The following is a 17,206-nucleotide window of genomic DNA, read 5'->3' as shown; positions in this document are numbered from 1 at the left end:
TAATAGGTGATAATAATACTTATCTTTGCTGATCTTCGTCTGTTAACTACCGAACAAAATGTTCAACAAAACAATATTATCTTGGTTTTAATCGGACACATGTTAGATCTAGGCACAGATATGGTGCGTGATGATTATGAGACTAGGTACAAACGTCAGGTTCAAGGTCTTGCGAAAGTAAAAGTCAGCAATTATTGAAGTGAACCCATAAAAGTACCGTTGTTACCGTGTAAATGAATCATTGCAAGCCTTAGGTATAGTTACTCACAGACAGTAGAAGTAGGGTGACAATAGCGAGGGTGGTTAAAGATAATTAGTTTTGGCGTATTAGTAATATTTGTTATGACAGAATCGTTTGGTGAGCACAATAACTGAGTCGAAAACGAACTTATAGATAGGCATAAATGAATGATGAAGTTCTATGTCGCTTGAGAATATAGAACTTCTCGTGAACAGTTAATAATGTATTTATCAACTATTCGCTTACTCACATTATCATCTATTACTTTTACACTTGTTCACTAGGATGAGTCCATATCCGTGGTTCAGCGTAAGGACCTGTAATACTAGAGGTTGATTCTTCTATGCCATCTAGTGCTCCTTCAGTTAGTGCTAGAGCGAACCAATTTTCTAATGGTGCTAATGATTTTACAGGTAAACCTACTTTATGAGGCGTATTGTAGCGTTTACCGTAATGGTGGAATTCGCCCATAATAAAGACTACGTCTGGCTTTAGTTGTTGTTCAGCCTCTTCCATTAAACGGGTTGCGTACCCTTGTCGCTGATAATCAGGTAGTACTGCTAATGGCGCTACTACGTAACACTTTAGATGCGGTGCAGCATCAATAGTAATCGGCGTATAACAAGCATGAGCAACACCTTCATAAATGATGGAATAGCTGCCATCTGCAATTAGATTATCTGCAAACTCTGCGTATAATTTTGCATGTCGTTCGTCATAAAGACCGCCAGCCGCTGCAAATGTTTCAAATTGAATATCGTAAGGTGTTTTCATTTTTTTTCACAATTAGTGTTATTTAGTGATTAAAGACCGAGTAATAAAAGTTGCTTTTGAATAAAGCGATCTTTGATTTTTATTAGTGGATAATCGTTGTTGGCAAACAAGTAATTCAGAGCAATACCATCTATTTCAGCAATAATCATATGACTATCAACCTGAGGTATAGCCGCTGGGATATCACTTAATATTTCTTCAAATGAAGTCATCATCAACTGATATCGCTCATCAAATAAATCTTTTAAAAGCGCTCTTGTTGAACGTTGACACAAGATTTGAAAGTCGAATTGGTAATAAAGCTTATGCTCAGCGGAAGCCATTGATAAAAAAATTTGCTCAAGATAATTGATCAATCTATCTTTAGGGTTTTGTTTTTTATTAATGTTTTCAACACAGTCACCAACTTCATTTATAATTTCAGCCATTCGCATAAAGACCTCTCTGAGTAATCCATCCTTATTTTTAAAGTGATGAAAAACCAAGCCTTTTGATACGTTTGAGTGCTCACAAATAGCGGCAACGGAAGTGTTTTCGTAGCCATTAGTTGCAAATAACGTTATCGCTGATTCAATTATTCGTTTTTTTTTGTCCATTCTGCGGATCCGTAATGATATGCAAATGATCTTTTAATGGCACTGACTGGTCGGTCAGTCAGTGTGTCGTCGAATGATATATAAGGGAGTGATAGTTTACAAGTTAAAGTTAAATTTTAGCTCTAAATGATAATGGGGAAAAATCAAATGATGGAGTGATTGATAGGTATACCCCAACAAAACTAATCAAAGAAACTAACTTAAATGGAACCAAGAGGTGATAGGCATGACGTAATATTAAGATCGTCCTTGTGCGGGTTATGTCGAAAAAGGGCTTCTGTCGTAAAGTTTTGATGAAGTACAAGCGTGCAGCTCTCCAGGCGCAATTATGCGCTCTTTGGTTAACTGTATCTGATATTTACCCAGTCACTTTTCAAATATTTACGATAGAATATAAAGTGGTTAGGAATTGAAATTCCTAACCACCAAATGATTATTGTAATTTTAAGAAATTAAAGCCGGGTTCTTTTTCAAATAATTTTGGTGCTGTTATTACTTTATCTTGATCGTAATCATATATAATGAATCTAACCCCCTCAGATTTATTGGCGCTTGTTTGTTTATCATCGGGTCTTAATAAAATCATTATTCTTCCAGATTCAAAATAATTTGCAGCAGACGTAATATATTTCACATAAGGTTTTAATGCTGTTTTTCCAGTATTTTCCCAATTATTAGTTGTGAATATTTCACCTTTATTTGAAATAACCAAACCAATTTTATCATCGTAAGGATGATGAAAGGCCGCAATTATTTTTATTTTTGTATCTAGAGGTTTAATTGCTAGATAGCTTGTAAACGGAGTTAGAATAAATTCTTTTTCATTAGCCAATCCATTTGTAAATAAATACATTTTATTTTCAGATTCAGAAAAATAGCCAGAATAAATAAATTTCACATAGTTAGTAAGTTGAGGGTAAAAAGCTAATAAAGATCTTGGTTGAAGTGTTAAACCATCTCTATTGACAGTTACGGCTGTGTTATTTGTTAAAGCACCATAACCTATATTATAATTACTATACCATCCTGAATAACTCATTACTTTTGAAATACTTTCTGCAATATATCCAGGATCAGGTAAATCTCGATATTTACTCATTGGAAATGATTTTGGTACTATTGTACTGTAGTCAAATGGTTGAGAATAAGAAATTTGTTCATTTTTAGGTACAATAGCATTAAATAACTTTCCGCCAAACCATGCGCAGTTTGTATACATTGTATATCTGCCACCTGCCCAATCATATCCGACGTTTAAGAAATCTTTTGCAATATTAATGCTTTTTTTGTAAAGATCTGACGATTTTAGCGCAATATCATTTTCAATTTCTTGATGAGTTTTGTTTTGTATATTGACACATTTTTGGAAACTAAATTCTCTAGAAGATTGATTACCATTACTTCCAAACCCATAACCTTTAGACTTAATTTCTCCATTATCATCTTTATAAAAAAGATTAATCCATGTATGGCCAACAATTCCAGAATCAGCCCATTTAGTAACTTTGCCCATGAATTGGTCAAAGTTATCATTAGGAGATTCACTTCTTATTTCTTGAAATTTTTCCATGATAGGAATTCTATTAGCGCTACGATTAACTCGAATGCAGACTTGAGGATAATTTATATTCTGATCGCCTTTAAGATCTACTCTATGTATATTCAGATATTCAATTGAATCAGCATAAGCTATATTAAAAATTGATAGATTGAGTATGGCTGCTATAACTATTGGTAATGAAATGTATCTCATATGATGTTCTTTGAGTCATTAAAAATAGATGCATAATATAATATCAAGAATAGTCACCTCTGTCGCAAAATTATGAGGAAGTGCTTGATTTTTTTCACATTACTCTTGTCGATAATGACTTTATCAGCCAGGCCATTCGTGTTTATAGCCTTATGTAGAAAGTTTGCGCTGCTTTTTCATTCGTACGCCACGATGGTGAAATAATCAATAGTACTACCACGCTTTGTAAAAATATCTTCAATATCACGCGTGCTTATGTTTGTATCATACGTAATAACGTACCGCTTGAAGAATGATATATGAAGGGGATTGGTCGCTAGTGAAATCAATGAGTGCCTCTACATGATATTAAAAACACATATTTGGAGCGGGTATAACTAATTAAGTTCCCAACTATACGACAGAACCTTTATTTTGTGTTGTTTGCGTTACATTGTGTTACTTAAGTATCAATTCTGTAATAAAAGTTTTATTATAATTACGTTTTTTTGGTTTTATTATCAGTAATTTACGGCTCGTAGTGCGATCAGTGTGATCAATGTTCTATATTTTGCATGTTATGTAAGTATATTCTGGAAATATCAGTCAAAAACGAGCAATATCACCCCTGAGTTATGCTAGTGACGAATGCTTTAATCAATTTATTCTTATAAAGAGCTAAAACTAAATTTATTAAAGTAGATAAATGCTGCATCTAACTCTTAATTATTTTAATTAAATCAATTATTTATTATGTATATGTCAGTGAAGGAATATCACATTCATTGATATCAGTTTGGATATAAGGGTAAAAATTATGTCGAATGGCAATAAATCCTCAGCAGAGAAGATCCTTGAAGGGGTTGGTGGTGCTGCTAACATTAAGTTTCTGACGTGCTGTGCAACGCGTTTACGTTTTGAATTAAACGATAACTCAATTGTAGATAAAGCTGCATTAGATGCTATTCCTGATGTAATGGGTTGTGTTCCTCAAAGTGGCGAGCGCTACCAAATTGTTGTTGGTGGCGGTGTTGCGACGATGCATAGCGCACTGCAACAGTTAATTGAAAACCAAGCGAATAGTGGTAATAGCACAAGCGTTAATGAAACGAAAGCCGCTGCTAGTACATCAAATGATGATGTAAAAGCATCACTGCGTTCAGGTGGTGTTCGTGGCAAAGTTGCTTGGGTTGATGGTTTCTTTGAATACCTTTCAGATTCGTTCCGTCCCATTTTAGGTATTTTACTAGGTGCTTCATTAATTATTGCTCTGGCAGCCGTTCTTGATGCTCTACACATTGTTGATTTTAGAGGTGTTAAATCTGCTGGTTGGATCTTTGTCGATTCAATGTGGCATTCAGTTTTCTACTTCTTGCCAATTATGGTTGCTTATAACGCAGCTAAAAAACTGAAGGTTGACCCTTGGTTAGGTGCGGCAATCATGGGCGCATTAATGACGCCTGATTTCCAAAAGCTAACATCATTAGCGTCAACAACATCTATTAAAGATACAACATTAGGTACTGTCTCTCACATTGCTCATGTGTTTGGTTTACCAATGCAGCTTAATGATTACTCTGGTAACGTATTCGTTCCGTTGATCATGGTTGCTGTATTAGCGCTTGTATATCGCTTCTTAAAGAAAATCATTCCTGACAACCTACACATGGTATTTGTACCATTCCTTTCTTTGATCATCATGATCCCGCTAACAGCGTTCTTGATTGGTCCACTAGGTGTATGGATTGGTACTTACTTAGGTCTTGGTCTGGCTTGGTTAAATACGCATGCACCGTTTGTGTTCGCGATTCTAATCCCGTTATTGTACCCATTCCTTGTTCCATTGGGTCTACACTGGCCTCTAAACGCACTAATGTTAATGAATATTCAAACATTAGGTTATGACTTCATTCAAGGCCCTATGGGTGTGTGGAACTTTGCATGTTTCGGCGCAACCGCGGGTGTATTGTTGATTTCACTTCGTGAAAAAGATGCCACTATGCGTCAAACCGCTTCTGGTGCGTTAGCCGCTGGTTTATTTGGTGGTATTTCAGAGCCATCACTATACGGTATCCACTTACGCTTTAAGAAAGTTTACTCACGTTTACTTCCTGGTTGTCTAGCTGGTGGTGTAACACTTGCGATTCTTGGTTCTATGTACGGTAGTGTTAAAACTCAAGCGTTTGCATTTACGTCATTATTAACTATTCCTGTGTTCCACCCAATGTGGGTTTACGCAGTATCAATCGCAGTTGCTTTTGTTGTGCCAATGGTACTGATCTTCATCTTCGATTATCGTACAGCAGAAGAAAAAGCAGAGCACAAAGAATAGCGCTAATTACGATTAGTGACTCTTTGTATTATAGAATGAACAGAGAGGTATATTAGCTCGCCTCTCTATGAAAATCCCGCGATGAAAGTCGCGGGATTTTTTTATTTATAAATTATCGAAAAGTGGGTGTATGGAAATTGAATATTACATTGATATGATTTATAAATTGGTTGTTTTAATTATTATGTTGGGGCTTAAAATTAACGTTGGAAAGTAAAGTTTAACGAATATCGCTTATTATTCATGTTACATAGGTTACAAAGGTTACTTATTAGTGATTAAGTGACTTATTAAAAAATGCTTTTTTTGTGTATTTTTATTATTTAAAATCATGGTGTTATAGTTTTGATATCGTGATTTGATACGTTTGTTTCATTGTGATCTACATTATAGTTTGGAATTATACTTTATTGCTTATTAGTAATTTTGATAGCCATCAAGTTATATTACTCGACGCATTTTATACTAATGCTTGAAATAGTACGGAATAAGTATTAGCAAATGACTACGGGGGTATGTCGCTAATGCTTAGTATTATTCCAATTTAATATACTCAGGAGCTAACAATGTTCACTAACGCGATTACCCTTGGTAATTTGAGCTGGGCTCTAACTGCGAAAGTGTTCATCACTTGCTTATTTGTTTTTGAATATGATTTAGAAAAAGAGACAAAGTAATGTCTCATATTTATTTCATTGACAAGTGTAGAGTCATCTCAAGGAGACAAGGTAATGAAAGCCTTTTTCAGTAAGTTATCTCAAGCTGTAATGCTACCGATAGCCTTGCTGCCAGCCGCTGGTATTATGCTAGGGCTTGGTGGTAGTTTTACGAACCAAAGTATGATTGAAGCGTACCAAATTGGTATTTTGCAAGACGGAACACTTTTAAATAGTTTCCTACAGGTTATGACCGCAGCTGGCGGTATCGTCTTCGCAAACTTACCATTAATGTTCGCACTGGCTATTGCTATCGGTTTTGCCCGCGCAGAAAAGGGTGCTGCGGCACTGGCGGCTACCATTGCATATCTTGTAATGAACGTTGCGATTGCAAAAACATTGACTGTTGCGGGTATGGTTGATACCACCAACAACACAGTGATATTAATGGGCAACCATTATGCTGGCGTATTAGCTGATGTGCTTGGTATTCAAAACACACTGAGTATGGGTGTATTTGGTGGTCTTATTGCTGGTGGTATTACTGTTGTGCTTCACAATAAATACCATAATATTAAGTTACCTGAATTCTTAGGTTTCTTTGGTGGTGCACGTTTCGTTCCGATCATTAGTGCATTCTCTGCATTATTTTACGGTATCGCATTAGTATTTATTTGGCCATACATCGGTGCTGCATTCGGTTCTATCGGTGCAATGCTAGGTGAAATGACGGCGTCTGGTCACGGTTATATTGCATCATTCATCTTTGGTATTATTGAACGTGCGCTGATCCCTGTTGGTCTACACCATGTATTCTATCTTCCATTATGGCAGACAGAAATTGGTGGCACTGCTGAAATCGCAGGTCATGTTTACAAAGGTACACAAAACATTTTCTTTGGTTCATTAGCGAATGGCGATTACACGCAGTTCTCTGCAACTAACTTTATGACGGGTAAGTTCCCATTCATGATGTTTGGTTTACCAGCAGCAGCTTACGCTATGTACACTGTTGCAGATAAAGAAAATAAAACTGCGGTAGGTGGTCTATTATTCTCTGTTGCGCTAACTGCGTTCCTAACAGGTATTACTGAGCCAATCGAGTTTACGTTCCTATTCTTATCTGCGCCACTTTACTACTTCATCCACGTGCCTCTTGCTGGTCTATCATTTATGATCATGGACTTGCTACAGGTTAAAGTCGGTATGACATTCAGCGGTGGTTTCATTGACTTCGCCTTGTTTGGTATGCTGCCAGGTCTAACGGGTACTGAGAACCATTGGTACTACATTCCGCTACTTGGTCTGATTTATGGCCCGGTGTACTTCTTCTTGTTCCGTTGGTTTATTCTGAAGTTCGACGTTAAAACACCCGGTCGTAAGGGTAGTGCTGTTGCCGTTGTGCGTAAGAAAGATTACCACGCATCAAAAGCTGCGGGTGGCGCGAATGACGCTCACGCTGATGAGATGATTAGCGCACTTGGCGGTAAAGATAATATCGTTGATGTTGATGCGTGTATTACCCGTTTACGTATTACTGTTAAAGACGGTGATTTAGTAAAAGATAATCAATATTGGACTGAGCATTTAGGTGCGAAGGGTTTAGTGAAGATTGGTAATACAGGTATTCAAGCTATCTATGGTGCACAAGCTGCTGGATTTAAAGCACAGATTAACGCGAAACTGGGTAAGTAAGAACGCTAATGAGCTTTAAATTAAAATACCGACGTATTGGTACTTTTATGATTGATATGGCAATAGTGCAGATGTTCGCGATGGTTGGTCGCGACCTCTACCTTGGTATTATTGCTTATATCTCTAATGGTACTGGCGCGACGTTTTCGTTAAACGACGCCATGGCATTACCTGCATTATTGTTATTATTTCTGGGGGTAATGTTGTTATTTATTGGTGTCTTTATGGGCTATCAATGGATCTGTTATCGTTTATTAGGTACGTCATTATCGCGTTACTTATTAAGTGTGCAGATTGTAGCAACAGATGATCAGCCATTGACGAAGCAACGTTACTTAAAGCGTGAGTTTAATAAAATTTACCTTTGTGTCGCAACGTTGGGATTATATCCACTTTATTGTGGGGCTCAATATTTAGCTTTCTCACATCTACCTTGGCATGATCGTACTAATCACACGACAGCTATATTGCGTTAAGTTATCACCATAAATACGAAAGCCACAGCATTACGCTGTGGCTTTTTTTTTGTGTTTTTTTAATGTCATTGTTGCTGCTAGACTCAAGATTGTTGTTTTTTTGTGCGATTATTGGTGCTTTATTTAAACAGTGTTTTATATTTATGTGTTTATTGTGGTTGCTTTGTTTTGGGTGTTTTTTGATCGTAATTTATAATATTAGGGTGATTATAAGTCGAAAGTTTGTTTTTATTTGTTGAATTTCACCTTGTTTTCATTATTGGAAAGATAGCTTTCACTGCTGAACGCTATCTTTTAATCAGTAGGGTCATTACTCTTTTGCGGTCTATACAAATAATCTGCATTAAAAATAAAGCAGTTAATAAAGGAAGAAAACAATGGGTTTATTAGATTTTGCTCGTGATATTGGTCATAAATTATTTTCCAATGAAGATGAAGCACCTGTAAAAATTACGCAGCATATTGAAGAAAACAATCCGGGTATCAGCGATTTACAAGTAAGCGTTGAAGATGGCGTTGCTACCTTGTCGGGCTCTGCCGATTCAGCTGCGGCTCGCGAAAAAGCAATTCTAATGGCGGGTAACACTAAAGGCATCGCAAGTGTTGTTGATAACATTTCAGCGCCAGAAGAGACAAGCAATGTGACTTACTACGTTGTTGAAGAGGGTGATAGCTTGTGGAAGATTGCCGAGAAAACACTAGGCAATGGCGCTAAGTACGAGCAAATTTTCGAAGAAAACAAAGAAGTTATTCAAGACCCAGATTTGATTTTTGCTGGACAAAAACTACGTATTACTCAAGCATAATTAAGCGTAAACATTAATCACTCCACATTAATAAAGTAAACGAGGATATGTATGGATATTGCAAAAATACTAGAAATTGGCGCACAGTTATTTAGCCAGTCACAAGCAAATACCAATGGATTAAGCCAAGGATCTATTGTCTCAGCACTGTCTCGTTTACTTGGGGGTGATGAGAATGGTCAAGGTATCAATTTTGAACAACTATTGTCATCTATCGATGGTGCGGGCCTTGCGAATGTATTGCAAAGCTGGCTTGGCAATGGTGAAAATCATGCTATCTCGGTAGATGATATTACCAATATTTTTTCAGGCTCGCAGTTATCTGATTTTGCGAATGAATTGAATATTCCAGAACAAGAGGCCAAAACAGGCTTAAGTGAAGCGCTTCCTAGTATGGTTGATAACGCAAGCCCAGCGGGTGAAATTGCGGGTGAGCTATTAAATGCGGTTGGTGGTGTGTCTGGTTTGTTTAATATAGCAGCCAGTTTATTTGGTAAAAAATAAGTTACATTAGATAAAGCTAATATAACTTATTACGAATACCTTGATAAAACCTCAGCTTAATTGGCTGAGGTTTTTATTTTTTATAGCGATAAGAAAAAGAGGATTAAAATAGGCACTAACATACTCAAAATAAAACCACTAACAATTGCAATTGGCACACAGCGAATACCACCACTGTTTTGAATGACGGGTAGGGTAAAGTCCATCGCGGTCGCGCCTGCATAACCAATTGCGGTGTTGGGATAGCGATTAATGAGTAATGGAATCATCATTAATGCCAGCATTTCACGTAGTAACTCATTTAAAAAAGCCGCGCCACCATAAATACTGCCTAAACCATCGCCAATCAATATTCCTGCTAATGAATACCAACCAAAACCAGATGCCATTGCTAAGCCATTGTTAATCGGAATATCAAGTAATAATGCTGCAATTACACCACCTAATAATGAGGTCACGAGAATGACCACCGCAATGATAACGCCTTTTTTATTGAGGATGATTTGTCGCAGTGTCATGCCGCTATTGCGAAGCTGAATGCCCACAAAAAATAACAGTAATAATAATATGTGTTCACTCGCTTGCTCTACCCACGATAGATCAACGTTTAACAGCAGTCCGATAATTAATCCTAGCGCAACGACGATGACTAATTTTAACGATTCCTGCATCATTTTTGCTAAGGGCAGCTTACGGTGAACATGTGATGTTGGTGTCGGCCATAAACGATCGAGCCATGGTAGCGCGAGTAGGTTACATACCGAAATAGAGATAAAAAAGGTAAAGGTATATAACAGAATTTGGCCTAAATTCTGACTAAGGTTATCGAGTCCAGCTAAACTTAATCCCATTAAGGCTAGAATGACCAAAACTAAACGGCTTGTTTGAGTATTGATAAATTCAATAATATTGGTTTTTTTTATAGGAATTAAATATCCCAGCACCAATGGTAAAAAAATAAGCAGGATCCCCGATAACATATTTATCCTTAGATGTATAAAACTGCGTTTAAAATGACATTCTAAATATCTTAATGTAATACTGTTTTAACAACACCATAATAAGTGATTAAAGATTAAGCATTAAATTTGTGATGAATATAACATAAGGACGCAGAAAGAGTATATATATCAAGAGGAAGGAAGTTGGGTAAAGTATCAGAAAAAGTGTGTATATATGTGTCTAAACGTATTGTCTAACGGGGGGATTAGACGAACACAGAGATAAACAAAATAACTAATGCAATTAAAGACCACAGCTATGAGTGATCTGCTTTAATTGTTCTTCAAATTCAAGATCTGACAGATTGGTTAATTCATACATTATTTCAGCGCCAGTGAGATCTAATTCAACCTCATGTTCATTTATGGCAGCATCATTGGCTTTAAATAATAGAAGGTGATGTGCCATGCGAGCGATAGTTAAATAACTCATATCACTATCATGGTGAGTCGTTATGGTGTTGGTCGCGACAGCAATATAATCCGCATCAAAACCCCATTGGCTAAGGACAATTTTACTGGTTAATGCACAGTTATCCTGGAAAATATATTTGGCAATATTAAAATCAAGATAATTTCCTTGTTTAATAAATTGTGAATATTCATTAATTAAGCCAAATAAACCAATATCCGCTAACAGACCAGTTAATAAGGCTTTCTCTGGTTCAAGCTTAAATGGCTTATTACTATAGATATGCATTTTTTGACAAATAAGTGCCATGGTTGCTGCAAATTGACGTGAATGAAATGCGCTCTTTTTAAGAAGTTGGTTACATTCAATATTTTCAATCGTGGTATTTTTTAATGAATAAATTATTTGAGCTGTAATGATCTCTCTAATTCGAATAATACCTAAGCGCGATACTGCGGTAAGGATGTCATGACAGACAATATTACGGCGATTAAATATTGCAGCGTTAGCGGTTCGAATAATATTGGCCGTTAATACCGGATCATCGATTAATAAGTTCGCAACATCATGCACGGTTGTTTCAGAGTTTTTGCATAATATATTCAATGTTAATAACGTATCTGGAATGGATGGTAAGGTTAATCTGTTATGACGTGCTGCTTTTTTTATGGAATAACAAAGATTCGACTGAATAGCCCGAATATGGTGGTGGTTATTAGCTTCTAACCAAAAAAAAGATAAATGTGACATCGAATTATTACAGTGGTAAGAGGTGTGATCAGTGTACTCATTGTTGCGCGATCTACAAAGTACGACCTCTCATTTTTTTGACATAGTTAACGGTTAGCGCATTGAATCAGGCTATTATTTTTAATTATTAATTAAGTTGTGATTTTGTAGCAGTTGTAATAGGAAGCTAATTGTAATATCGGCAGTTTGATGATGGATTAAAGACTGTTTATGTTTTATATCGATAGGTAATAGTTCTAGCCAACGTTGACAAACCCAAGTGGCATTTTGGTAGTTAGGTTGCGGATAGTATTGACTAATTTCTGGTATTGATATAAACAACAATTTGAGTTTGTCGGCAAGTAATTTGTTATTGGTATTTATTTTAATAGTCGGCCAATTATGGCTACGTTGATAGGTAGCAGTCAGTAACTTATCATGGGCCATTGTCAGTGTAGAGATTGAAATTTTATTGATACCTTCAACGACGATCTCTAATAATCCGCTATTAAGAGCATTAAAATCGATAATAGCAGCCGTTGTTGCGATTGCTGGAATACTGGTAACGGTTTCTGGTGAACTCTTGTTTGCAATCATCCCTAATGCAAAGGGCTGATTGTTCGTTATTGCTTCTGTTACCATTCGCATATCACAGATTCTTGAAATAACAAGTTTCAGCCGTCCTTCTGGCAATAAATGCTCATTATGAGGTAATAATGCGATGGTATTCATAGTTTATCCTTGTTGTTTTAGATTCGCTTACAAGAAACCTTATTAAGGTTAGCACTATATATTTAATCGAGGGTAAGTATAAAAAAGGGCTAATTGTTAATTTGTTTCATAAATTTTCGACTAAAAATATGCGAGTAATCTCATATTCGAATGCTCGTTGTATCATATGTTGTAGCTATGAGCATAAAATAGCTTGTCAAATGATTGACACTGAGAATGTTAAATATTTGATGTGTTTTTAGTTGTTATGGATAATATCTGGAGCATGAGCGATGACGTTAATAAAAGATGATTATTTGAATTATTTATCTAAATTTGGTCAACAAGAAAAAAGATCAATGTTTGGTGGTACGGGTATTTTTATTAATAGTGCTATGTTTGCCATCGTAACACCTAACTCAATGTATATTCGCGGAGGGAATGAACTTGATGATAAATTAATTCGCTCTGGTTGTGAAAGGTTTAGACATGTAAAGAAAAGTAAAACGGCGACAGTTAATTATTATGAGATCAATAAATTATTTTTAACTGATCAATTGCAATGTGACTTATTGGTGACAGAATCAATTGCCTTTTCTTGTCGTGATAAAAACGTTAAAGCTGCGGAATCAAACCGCCGTTTGCGTGATTTACCTAATATGCGTTTAACGCTTGAACGTATGGTAAAAAAAGCCGGTGTATTAGATGTAGATACTTTTTTTAATGCTGGTGCCGTAAATGTATTTAAGCGTGTATGTGAGCATAATGGTCAGGAATTAGATTATAAATTGTTGTGGATATTTGCTGGTGCGATTCAAGGTGGACATTGGCAGTTATTGAGTGAAGATTGTAAGCAACAATTATTAGATGAATATCGTCAACAAATACATTAATTCATATAGCTAATTGATTGTATAAGTTTATTAAGCCGATGTAGCTGAGAATAAGTTGTTTTTTTGCTATGCTTGAAAAAATTATGTTGTTATGGCTAACGTATGCAATTATCTAAATTATCAGGTTCTGTTCTTTCTGGATTACATTGTTTTTTGATTGCCGCAGATCAAATGAGTTTCACTCGCGCTGCTGAGATTTTATGTTTAACACAAAGTGCCGTGAGTCATAAGATTAAGAATCTTGAAGATATTTTAGATGTTCAATTATTTATTCGGCAACATCGAAAGTTAGTATTGACTGATGAAGGGCAGCGTTTAAAGCAAGTCTTAGCGTCTAATTTTGGTAATATTATTCATGAGATCCGTGATTTAAAAAGTACGGATTTAAGTGGTGATCTTACCGTTTCAGCACCACCGACTTTTGCCCAAACATGGTTAGTGCCTCGTTTAACATCTTTTATTGATAAATACCCCAATTTGCGAATTCATTTACGTACTCGGAATGATTTAGTTGATTTTCAAATTGAAAGTTATGATTGTGCGATTTATTTTGGAAATGGCGTTTATCCCAATTTAGCCGTTGATAAATTGCTTGAAGAAACCATGTTTCCCGTATGTAGTCATGATTATGCATTAAAAAACAAACTGTATGATCAGCCTAATAATTTGATGCATTGTTTATTGTTACATGATGCTGCGCCATGGGCGAGGGCTGGTAGTAATGATGAGTGGCAATTTTGGGCTCAACATTTCAATGTCTCATTACCCGATAATAGTTGTACTTTTGATCGTGCTGATTTAGCTATTAAGGCGGCAACAACGGGAATGGGGGTCGCAATGGCAAGACAATCTTTTGTAGCAGAACAGTTGGCTACGGCTCGGTTAGTTTCTCCTTTTGATATGACGATGAGTTCGGCACATAGTTACTACGTTGTTTGTCGTCAAGATATGCAAATGTCACCGAAAATTAAAGCCTTTAAAGATTGGCTTATCAGTGAGATTAATACGTAATAGCAATGCAATGATGATCAAAAAAAGGCGCATTATGCGCCTTTCTTATTATTCATTAACTATTATCGTAACCATTCGGTTTATTTAATGAGTTCATTACCTGAAAGTTCACCTTTTTCAAAGCTAGTGATACTTTCTAATGTAGTTTGAGCAATACTGCCAAGTGCTTCTTCAGTTAAAAAAGCTTGGTGCCCTGTAAACAGTACATTGTGGCATGACGATAAACGACGGAAAACATCATCTTGAATAATGTCGTTAGATTTATCTTGGAAGAATAAATCTTTTTCATTTTCGTAAACATCAACGCCTAATGCACTAATAATACCACTTTTAAGTGCTTCAACTGCATCACTTGAGTCAAGTAAGCCACCACGGCTAGTATTGATGATCATCATTCCGCGACGCATTTTTGCAAATGCTTTACGGTTAAGCATGTGATAATTTTCTTTGCTCATTGGGCAATGAAGGGTGATTACATTTGCTTGTGCGTAAATTTCATCAAGGGTGCAGTAGGTAACACCTAATTCAAGTGCGATTGGGTTTGGATATGGGTCATAAGCAAGAATATTCATGCCTAAGCCTTTTAATATACGTATTGTTGCAATACCAATACGACCAGTACCAATAACCCCAACGGTACGACCATGAAAATTGTAACCCGTTAAGCCTTCTAACGAGAAATTGGCATCGCGAGTCCGTTGATAAGCGCGGTGAATTCGACGGTTAAGGCTTAACATTAGTCCGAGGGTATGCTCGGCAATAGATTCTGGAGAGTAAGCAGGAACAGTAACGACCTGTAAATTGAGTGCCTTGGCAGCTTCAAGATCAACGCGATCAAAGCCTGCGCAACGCATAGCGATAATTTTCACCCCTTGCTCTGCCAATATCTTGAGAATAGGCTCGCTGAGGTCGTCATTAACAAAAGCACAAATAGCATCAAAACCTTCAGCCATTTTTGCAGTGTGATGATTGAGTTGAAATTCAAAATAAGTGAGCTGTTGATGGAATTGTTTATTAGTATGAGCAAATGATTTCTGGTCATACCCTTTGGTGCTAAACACAGCTATTTTCATAATATCACTCCAAAAACACAGTCTGTTATTCAGTCATTATTAAGTATAAAACCTTAATATCTGACTAACTTACACGGTTATTATGTGATCAAGATAACAACTTTATTGTAAATAGTAAATCATTTGTATGACAAAATAACCGTACTAAAATAACGGTTATGGTTATGCTGCTGTGACGAATTGGTTCATGTTATGATTTAGATTATTTGTTGCAACTTACTTTATTTTTTGGGATTCAATATGTTGAAAAAAATTCTTGCCAGTGCAGGCGCGGTTGCGATCATTGCATGTGGCCCATTAGCAACAGGTCAAATCGGACAGAGTATCTATATGAGGGCGGTTGAAAATTATCATAGTCCTTATATGTCTATTACCAATAAAAGTTTTGAGCGAGGCTATTTATCGTCAAATGCGGTGTCTCGTATTGAGCTTAAAAATCAATTAAAAACGGCGTTTGCAGAACAAGGATTGCCGACTGTATGGTTAGTTAGTCACCATATTGATAATGGCTTTTTAGGCGTAAAATCAACCAGTGAATTTGTGATTGATAAAAAAAGCGCACCACTAGTTAATCAAATTTGGGGCAAAAATGTTGCGCCAATGCAAATGGTTACTGATTCTGGTTTTACGGGAACAACCCATTTTGTGATGACGGTGAATCCAATGGATTACACGCATGACGACGGTGTAACTGCGATCAGCAAAAAATTGGTGGTTAAAGGTGAATTTGATCCTGAAAATAGTAAGAGTCAATTTAGTTATAATTTACCTGAATTAACCGTTTCTACCCTTGATAAAGAAAGCATGATCGTAAAAGGCATCAATGGTGAAGGTAAAGGCCAAATGCAAGGTAATTTCTGGATTGGACATCAAACCTTTAGTTTAGAACATGCTAAATTCACAGCCGCTGATCAGCACCAATTTATTGCTATTGATGGTGTGAATGTTGCTATGAATAATGCATTAAGTCAGCCAAAGGGTGAGAAAACGCCAACAGAAGCAACTCAGCAAGTGACTAATACCAATACGATTAACGTTGCAAAATTAACCACGCTTGATGGCCAACAGTATAAAGATATTGCCTTTAAATTGGCGCTAAAAGACCTGAATTATAAAGCGATTAGTCAACTAGCGACAATGGAGCAATCGTTACAAGCAGCACAAAATCCTGCTCAAATTAAACAAGCAATGGTAGCGTTAGATTTATTGATAGCTCATGGTGCAACCGTTGATTTATCACAGCTAAGTGTTAAGACCCCACAGGGAACGGTTAATGCTCAAATACTGCTCAATATTAAGCCTGGATTAGAGCATGCATCAACCAATCTTACTGCAGTTACAGATCAATTAAGCGGTAATATCAATATTGTTATTCCTGAAGCATTAGTGGCTAAAGAACCATTATTAGCGGCGAAATTACCGGTATTAGTGAATCAAAAAATTGTGACTAAACAAGATGATAACTATCAACTTCAGGTGAAAATCATTGCTGATCAAGTGGAATTTTCTTCTGGAGCCAAACTACCATTAGCAATGATGGCATTATTCCTGCAATAAGTTTCTT

General features: G+C 36.4%; 15 protein-coding genes. 8 read left to right on the top strand and 7 right to left on the bottom strand.

Going from position 1 to position 17,206, the window contains the following annotated elements; translation table 11 throughout:
• Positions 1 to 508: 508 nt before the first annotated feature.
• The 3 genes from GLP24_RS05520 to GLP24_RS05510 form a co-directional block, all read right to left on the bottom strand.
• On the bottom strand, positions 509 to 1,015 hold the full coding sequence (locus tag GLP24_RS05520) for a GNAT family N-acetyltransferase (RefSeq protein WP_045040710.1): 507 nt from the start codon (positions 1,013 to 1,015) through the stop codon (positions 509 to 511).
• A gap of 29 nt (positions 1,016 to 1,044) precedes the next feature.
• The gene (locus tag GLP24_RS05515) at positions 1,045 to 1,611 is read right to left on the bottom strand and encodes a TetR/AcrR family transcriptional regulator (RefSeq protein WP_221944114.1); all 567 of its coding nucleotides are present in this window, start codon (positions 1,609 to 1,611) and stop codon (positions 1,045 to 1,047) included.
• 433 nt (positions 1,612 to 2,044) lie between these two features.
• Complete coding sequence (locus GLP24_RS05510) at positions 2,045 to 3,364, bottom strand: hypothetical protein (RefSeq protein ID WP_232615654.1); 1,320 nt, start codon at positions 3,362 to 3,364, stop codon at positions 2,045 to 2,047.
• Positions 3,365 to 4,160: 796 nt separating this feature from the next.
• Here GLP24_RS05510 and GLP24_RS05505 point away from each other — a divergent pair.
• From GLP24_RS05505 to GLP24_RS05485, 5 genes are all read left to right on the top strand, one after another.
• Complete coding sequence (locus GLP24_RS05505; RefSeq protein WP_101769030.1) at positions 4,161 to 5,675, top strand: PTS transporter subunit EIIC; 1,515 nt, start codon at positions 4,161 to 4,163, stop codon at positions 5,673 to 5,675.
• A 731-nt stretch (positions 5,676 to 6,406) separates the two neighbouring features.
• On the top strand, positions 6,407 to 8,026 hold the full coding sequence (locus GLP24_RS05500; RefSeq protein ID WP_101769031.1) for a PTS transporter subunit EIIC: 1,620 nt from the start codon (positions 6,407 to 6,409) through the stop codon (positions 8,024 to 8,026).
• Between the two features lie 8 nt (positions 8,027 to 8,034).
• On the top strand, positions 8,035 to 8,502 hold the full coding sequence (locus GLP24_RS05495) for an RDD family protein (protein ID WP_101769032.1): 468 nt from the start codon (positions 8,035 to 8,037) through the stop codon (positions 8,500 to 8,502).
• Between the two features lie 377 nt (positions 8,503 to 8,879).
• Complete coding sequence (gene lysM, locus GLP24_RS05490) at positions 8,880 to 9,308, top strand: peptidoglycan-binding protein LysM (RefSeq protein ID WP_101769033.1); 429 nt, start codon at positions 8,880 to 8,882, stop codon at positions 9,306 to 9,308.
• 51 nt (positions 9,309 to 9,359) lie between these two features.
• On the top strand, positions 9,360 to 9,812 hold the full coding sequence (locus GLP24_RS05485) for a YidB family protein (protein WP_101769034.1): 453 nt from the start codon (positions 9,360 to 9,362) through the stop codon (positions 9,810 to 9,812).
• Positions 9,813 to 9,892: 80 nt separating this feature from the next.
• Here the strand turns inward: GLP24_RS05485 and GLP24_RS05480 are convergent, their stop codons facing one another.
• The 3 genes from GLP24_RS05480 to GLP24_RS05470 form a co-directional block, all read right to left on the bottom strand.
• Positions 9,893 to 10,792 (bottom strand): lysine exporter LysO family protein, encoded by a 900-nt coding sequence (locus GLP24_RS05480; protein WP_101769035.1) that lies wholly within the window; start codon positions 10,790 to 10,792, stop codon positions 9,893 to 9,895.
• Between the two features lie 265 nt (positions 10,793 to 11,057).
• Positions 11,058 to 11,975 carry an HDOD domain-containing protein gene (locus GLP24_RS05475; RefSeq protein ID WP_101769036.1) on the bottom strand — a complete coding sequence of 306 codons (918 nt, stop codon included), beginning with the start codon at positions 11,973 to 11,975 and terminating at the stop codon, positions 11,058 to 11,060.
• A 120-nt stretch (positions 11,976 to 12,095) separates the two neighbouring features.
• The gene (locus GLP24_RS05470) at positions 12,096 to 12,686 is read right to left on the bottom strand and encodes an LON peptidase substrate-binding domain-containing protein (RefSeq protein WP_232615653.1); all 591 of its coding nucleotides are present in this window, start codon (positions 12,684 to 12,686) and stop codon (positions 12,096 to 12,098) included.
• A 272-nt stretch (positions 12,687 to 12,958) separates the two neighbouring features.
• Here GLP24_RS05470 and GLP24_RS05465 point away from each other — a divergent pair, with 272 nt between their 5' ends.
• Positions 12,959 to 13,558 carry a TfoX/Sxy family DNA transformation protein gene (locus GLP24_RS05465; protein WP_101769038.1) on the top strand — a complete coding sequence of 200 codons (600 nt, stop codon included), beginning with the start codon at positions 12,959 to 12,961 and terminating at the stop codon, positions 13,556 to 13,558.
• A gap of 102 nt (positions 13,559 to 13,660) precedes the next feature.
• The gene (gene dsdC, locus GLP24_RS05460) at positions 13,661 to 14,569 is read left to right on the top strand and encodes a DNA-binding transcriptional regulator DsdC (protein WP_101769039.1); all 909 of its coding nucleotides are present in this window, start codon (positions 13,661 to 13,663) and stop codon (positions 14,567 to 14,569) included.
• A gap of 80 nt (positions 14,570 to 14,649) precedes the next feature.
• Here dsdC and GLP24_RS05455 read toward each other — a convergent pair whose 3' ends face one another.
• Positions 14,650 to 15,642, bottom strand: a complete 993-nt coding sequence (locus tag GLP24_RS05455) for a 2-hydroxyacid dehydrogenase (RefSeq protein WP_152653117.1) — start codon at positions 15,640 to 15,642, stop codon at positions 14,650 to 14,652.
• A 240-nt stretch (positions 15,643 to 15,882) separates the two neighbouring features.
• Here GLP24_RS05455 and GLP24_RS05450 point away from each other — a divergent pair, with 240 nt between their 5' ends.
• Positions 15,883 to 17,199, top strand: a complete 1,317-nt coding sequence (locus GLP24_RS05450; RefSeq protein WP_232615652.1) for a DUF945 family protein — start codon at positions 15,883 to 15,885, stop codon at positions 17,197 to 17,199.
• Positions 17,200 to 17,206 lie beyond the last annotated feature (7 nt).

Source organism: Photobacterium carnosum, assembly GCF_021236965.1.
GTDB classification, from domain to species: Bacteria; Pseudomonadota; Gammaproteobacteria; order Enterobacterales; family Vibrionaceae; genus Photobacterium; species Photobacterium carnosum.
This window is presented reverse-complemented; position numbering and strand designations above follow the sequence as displayed.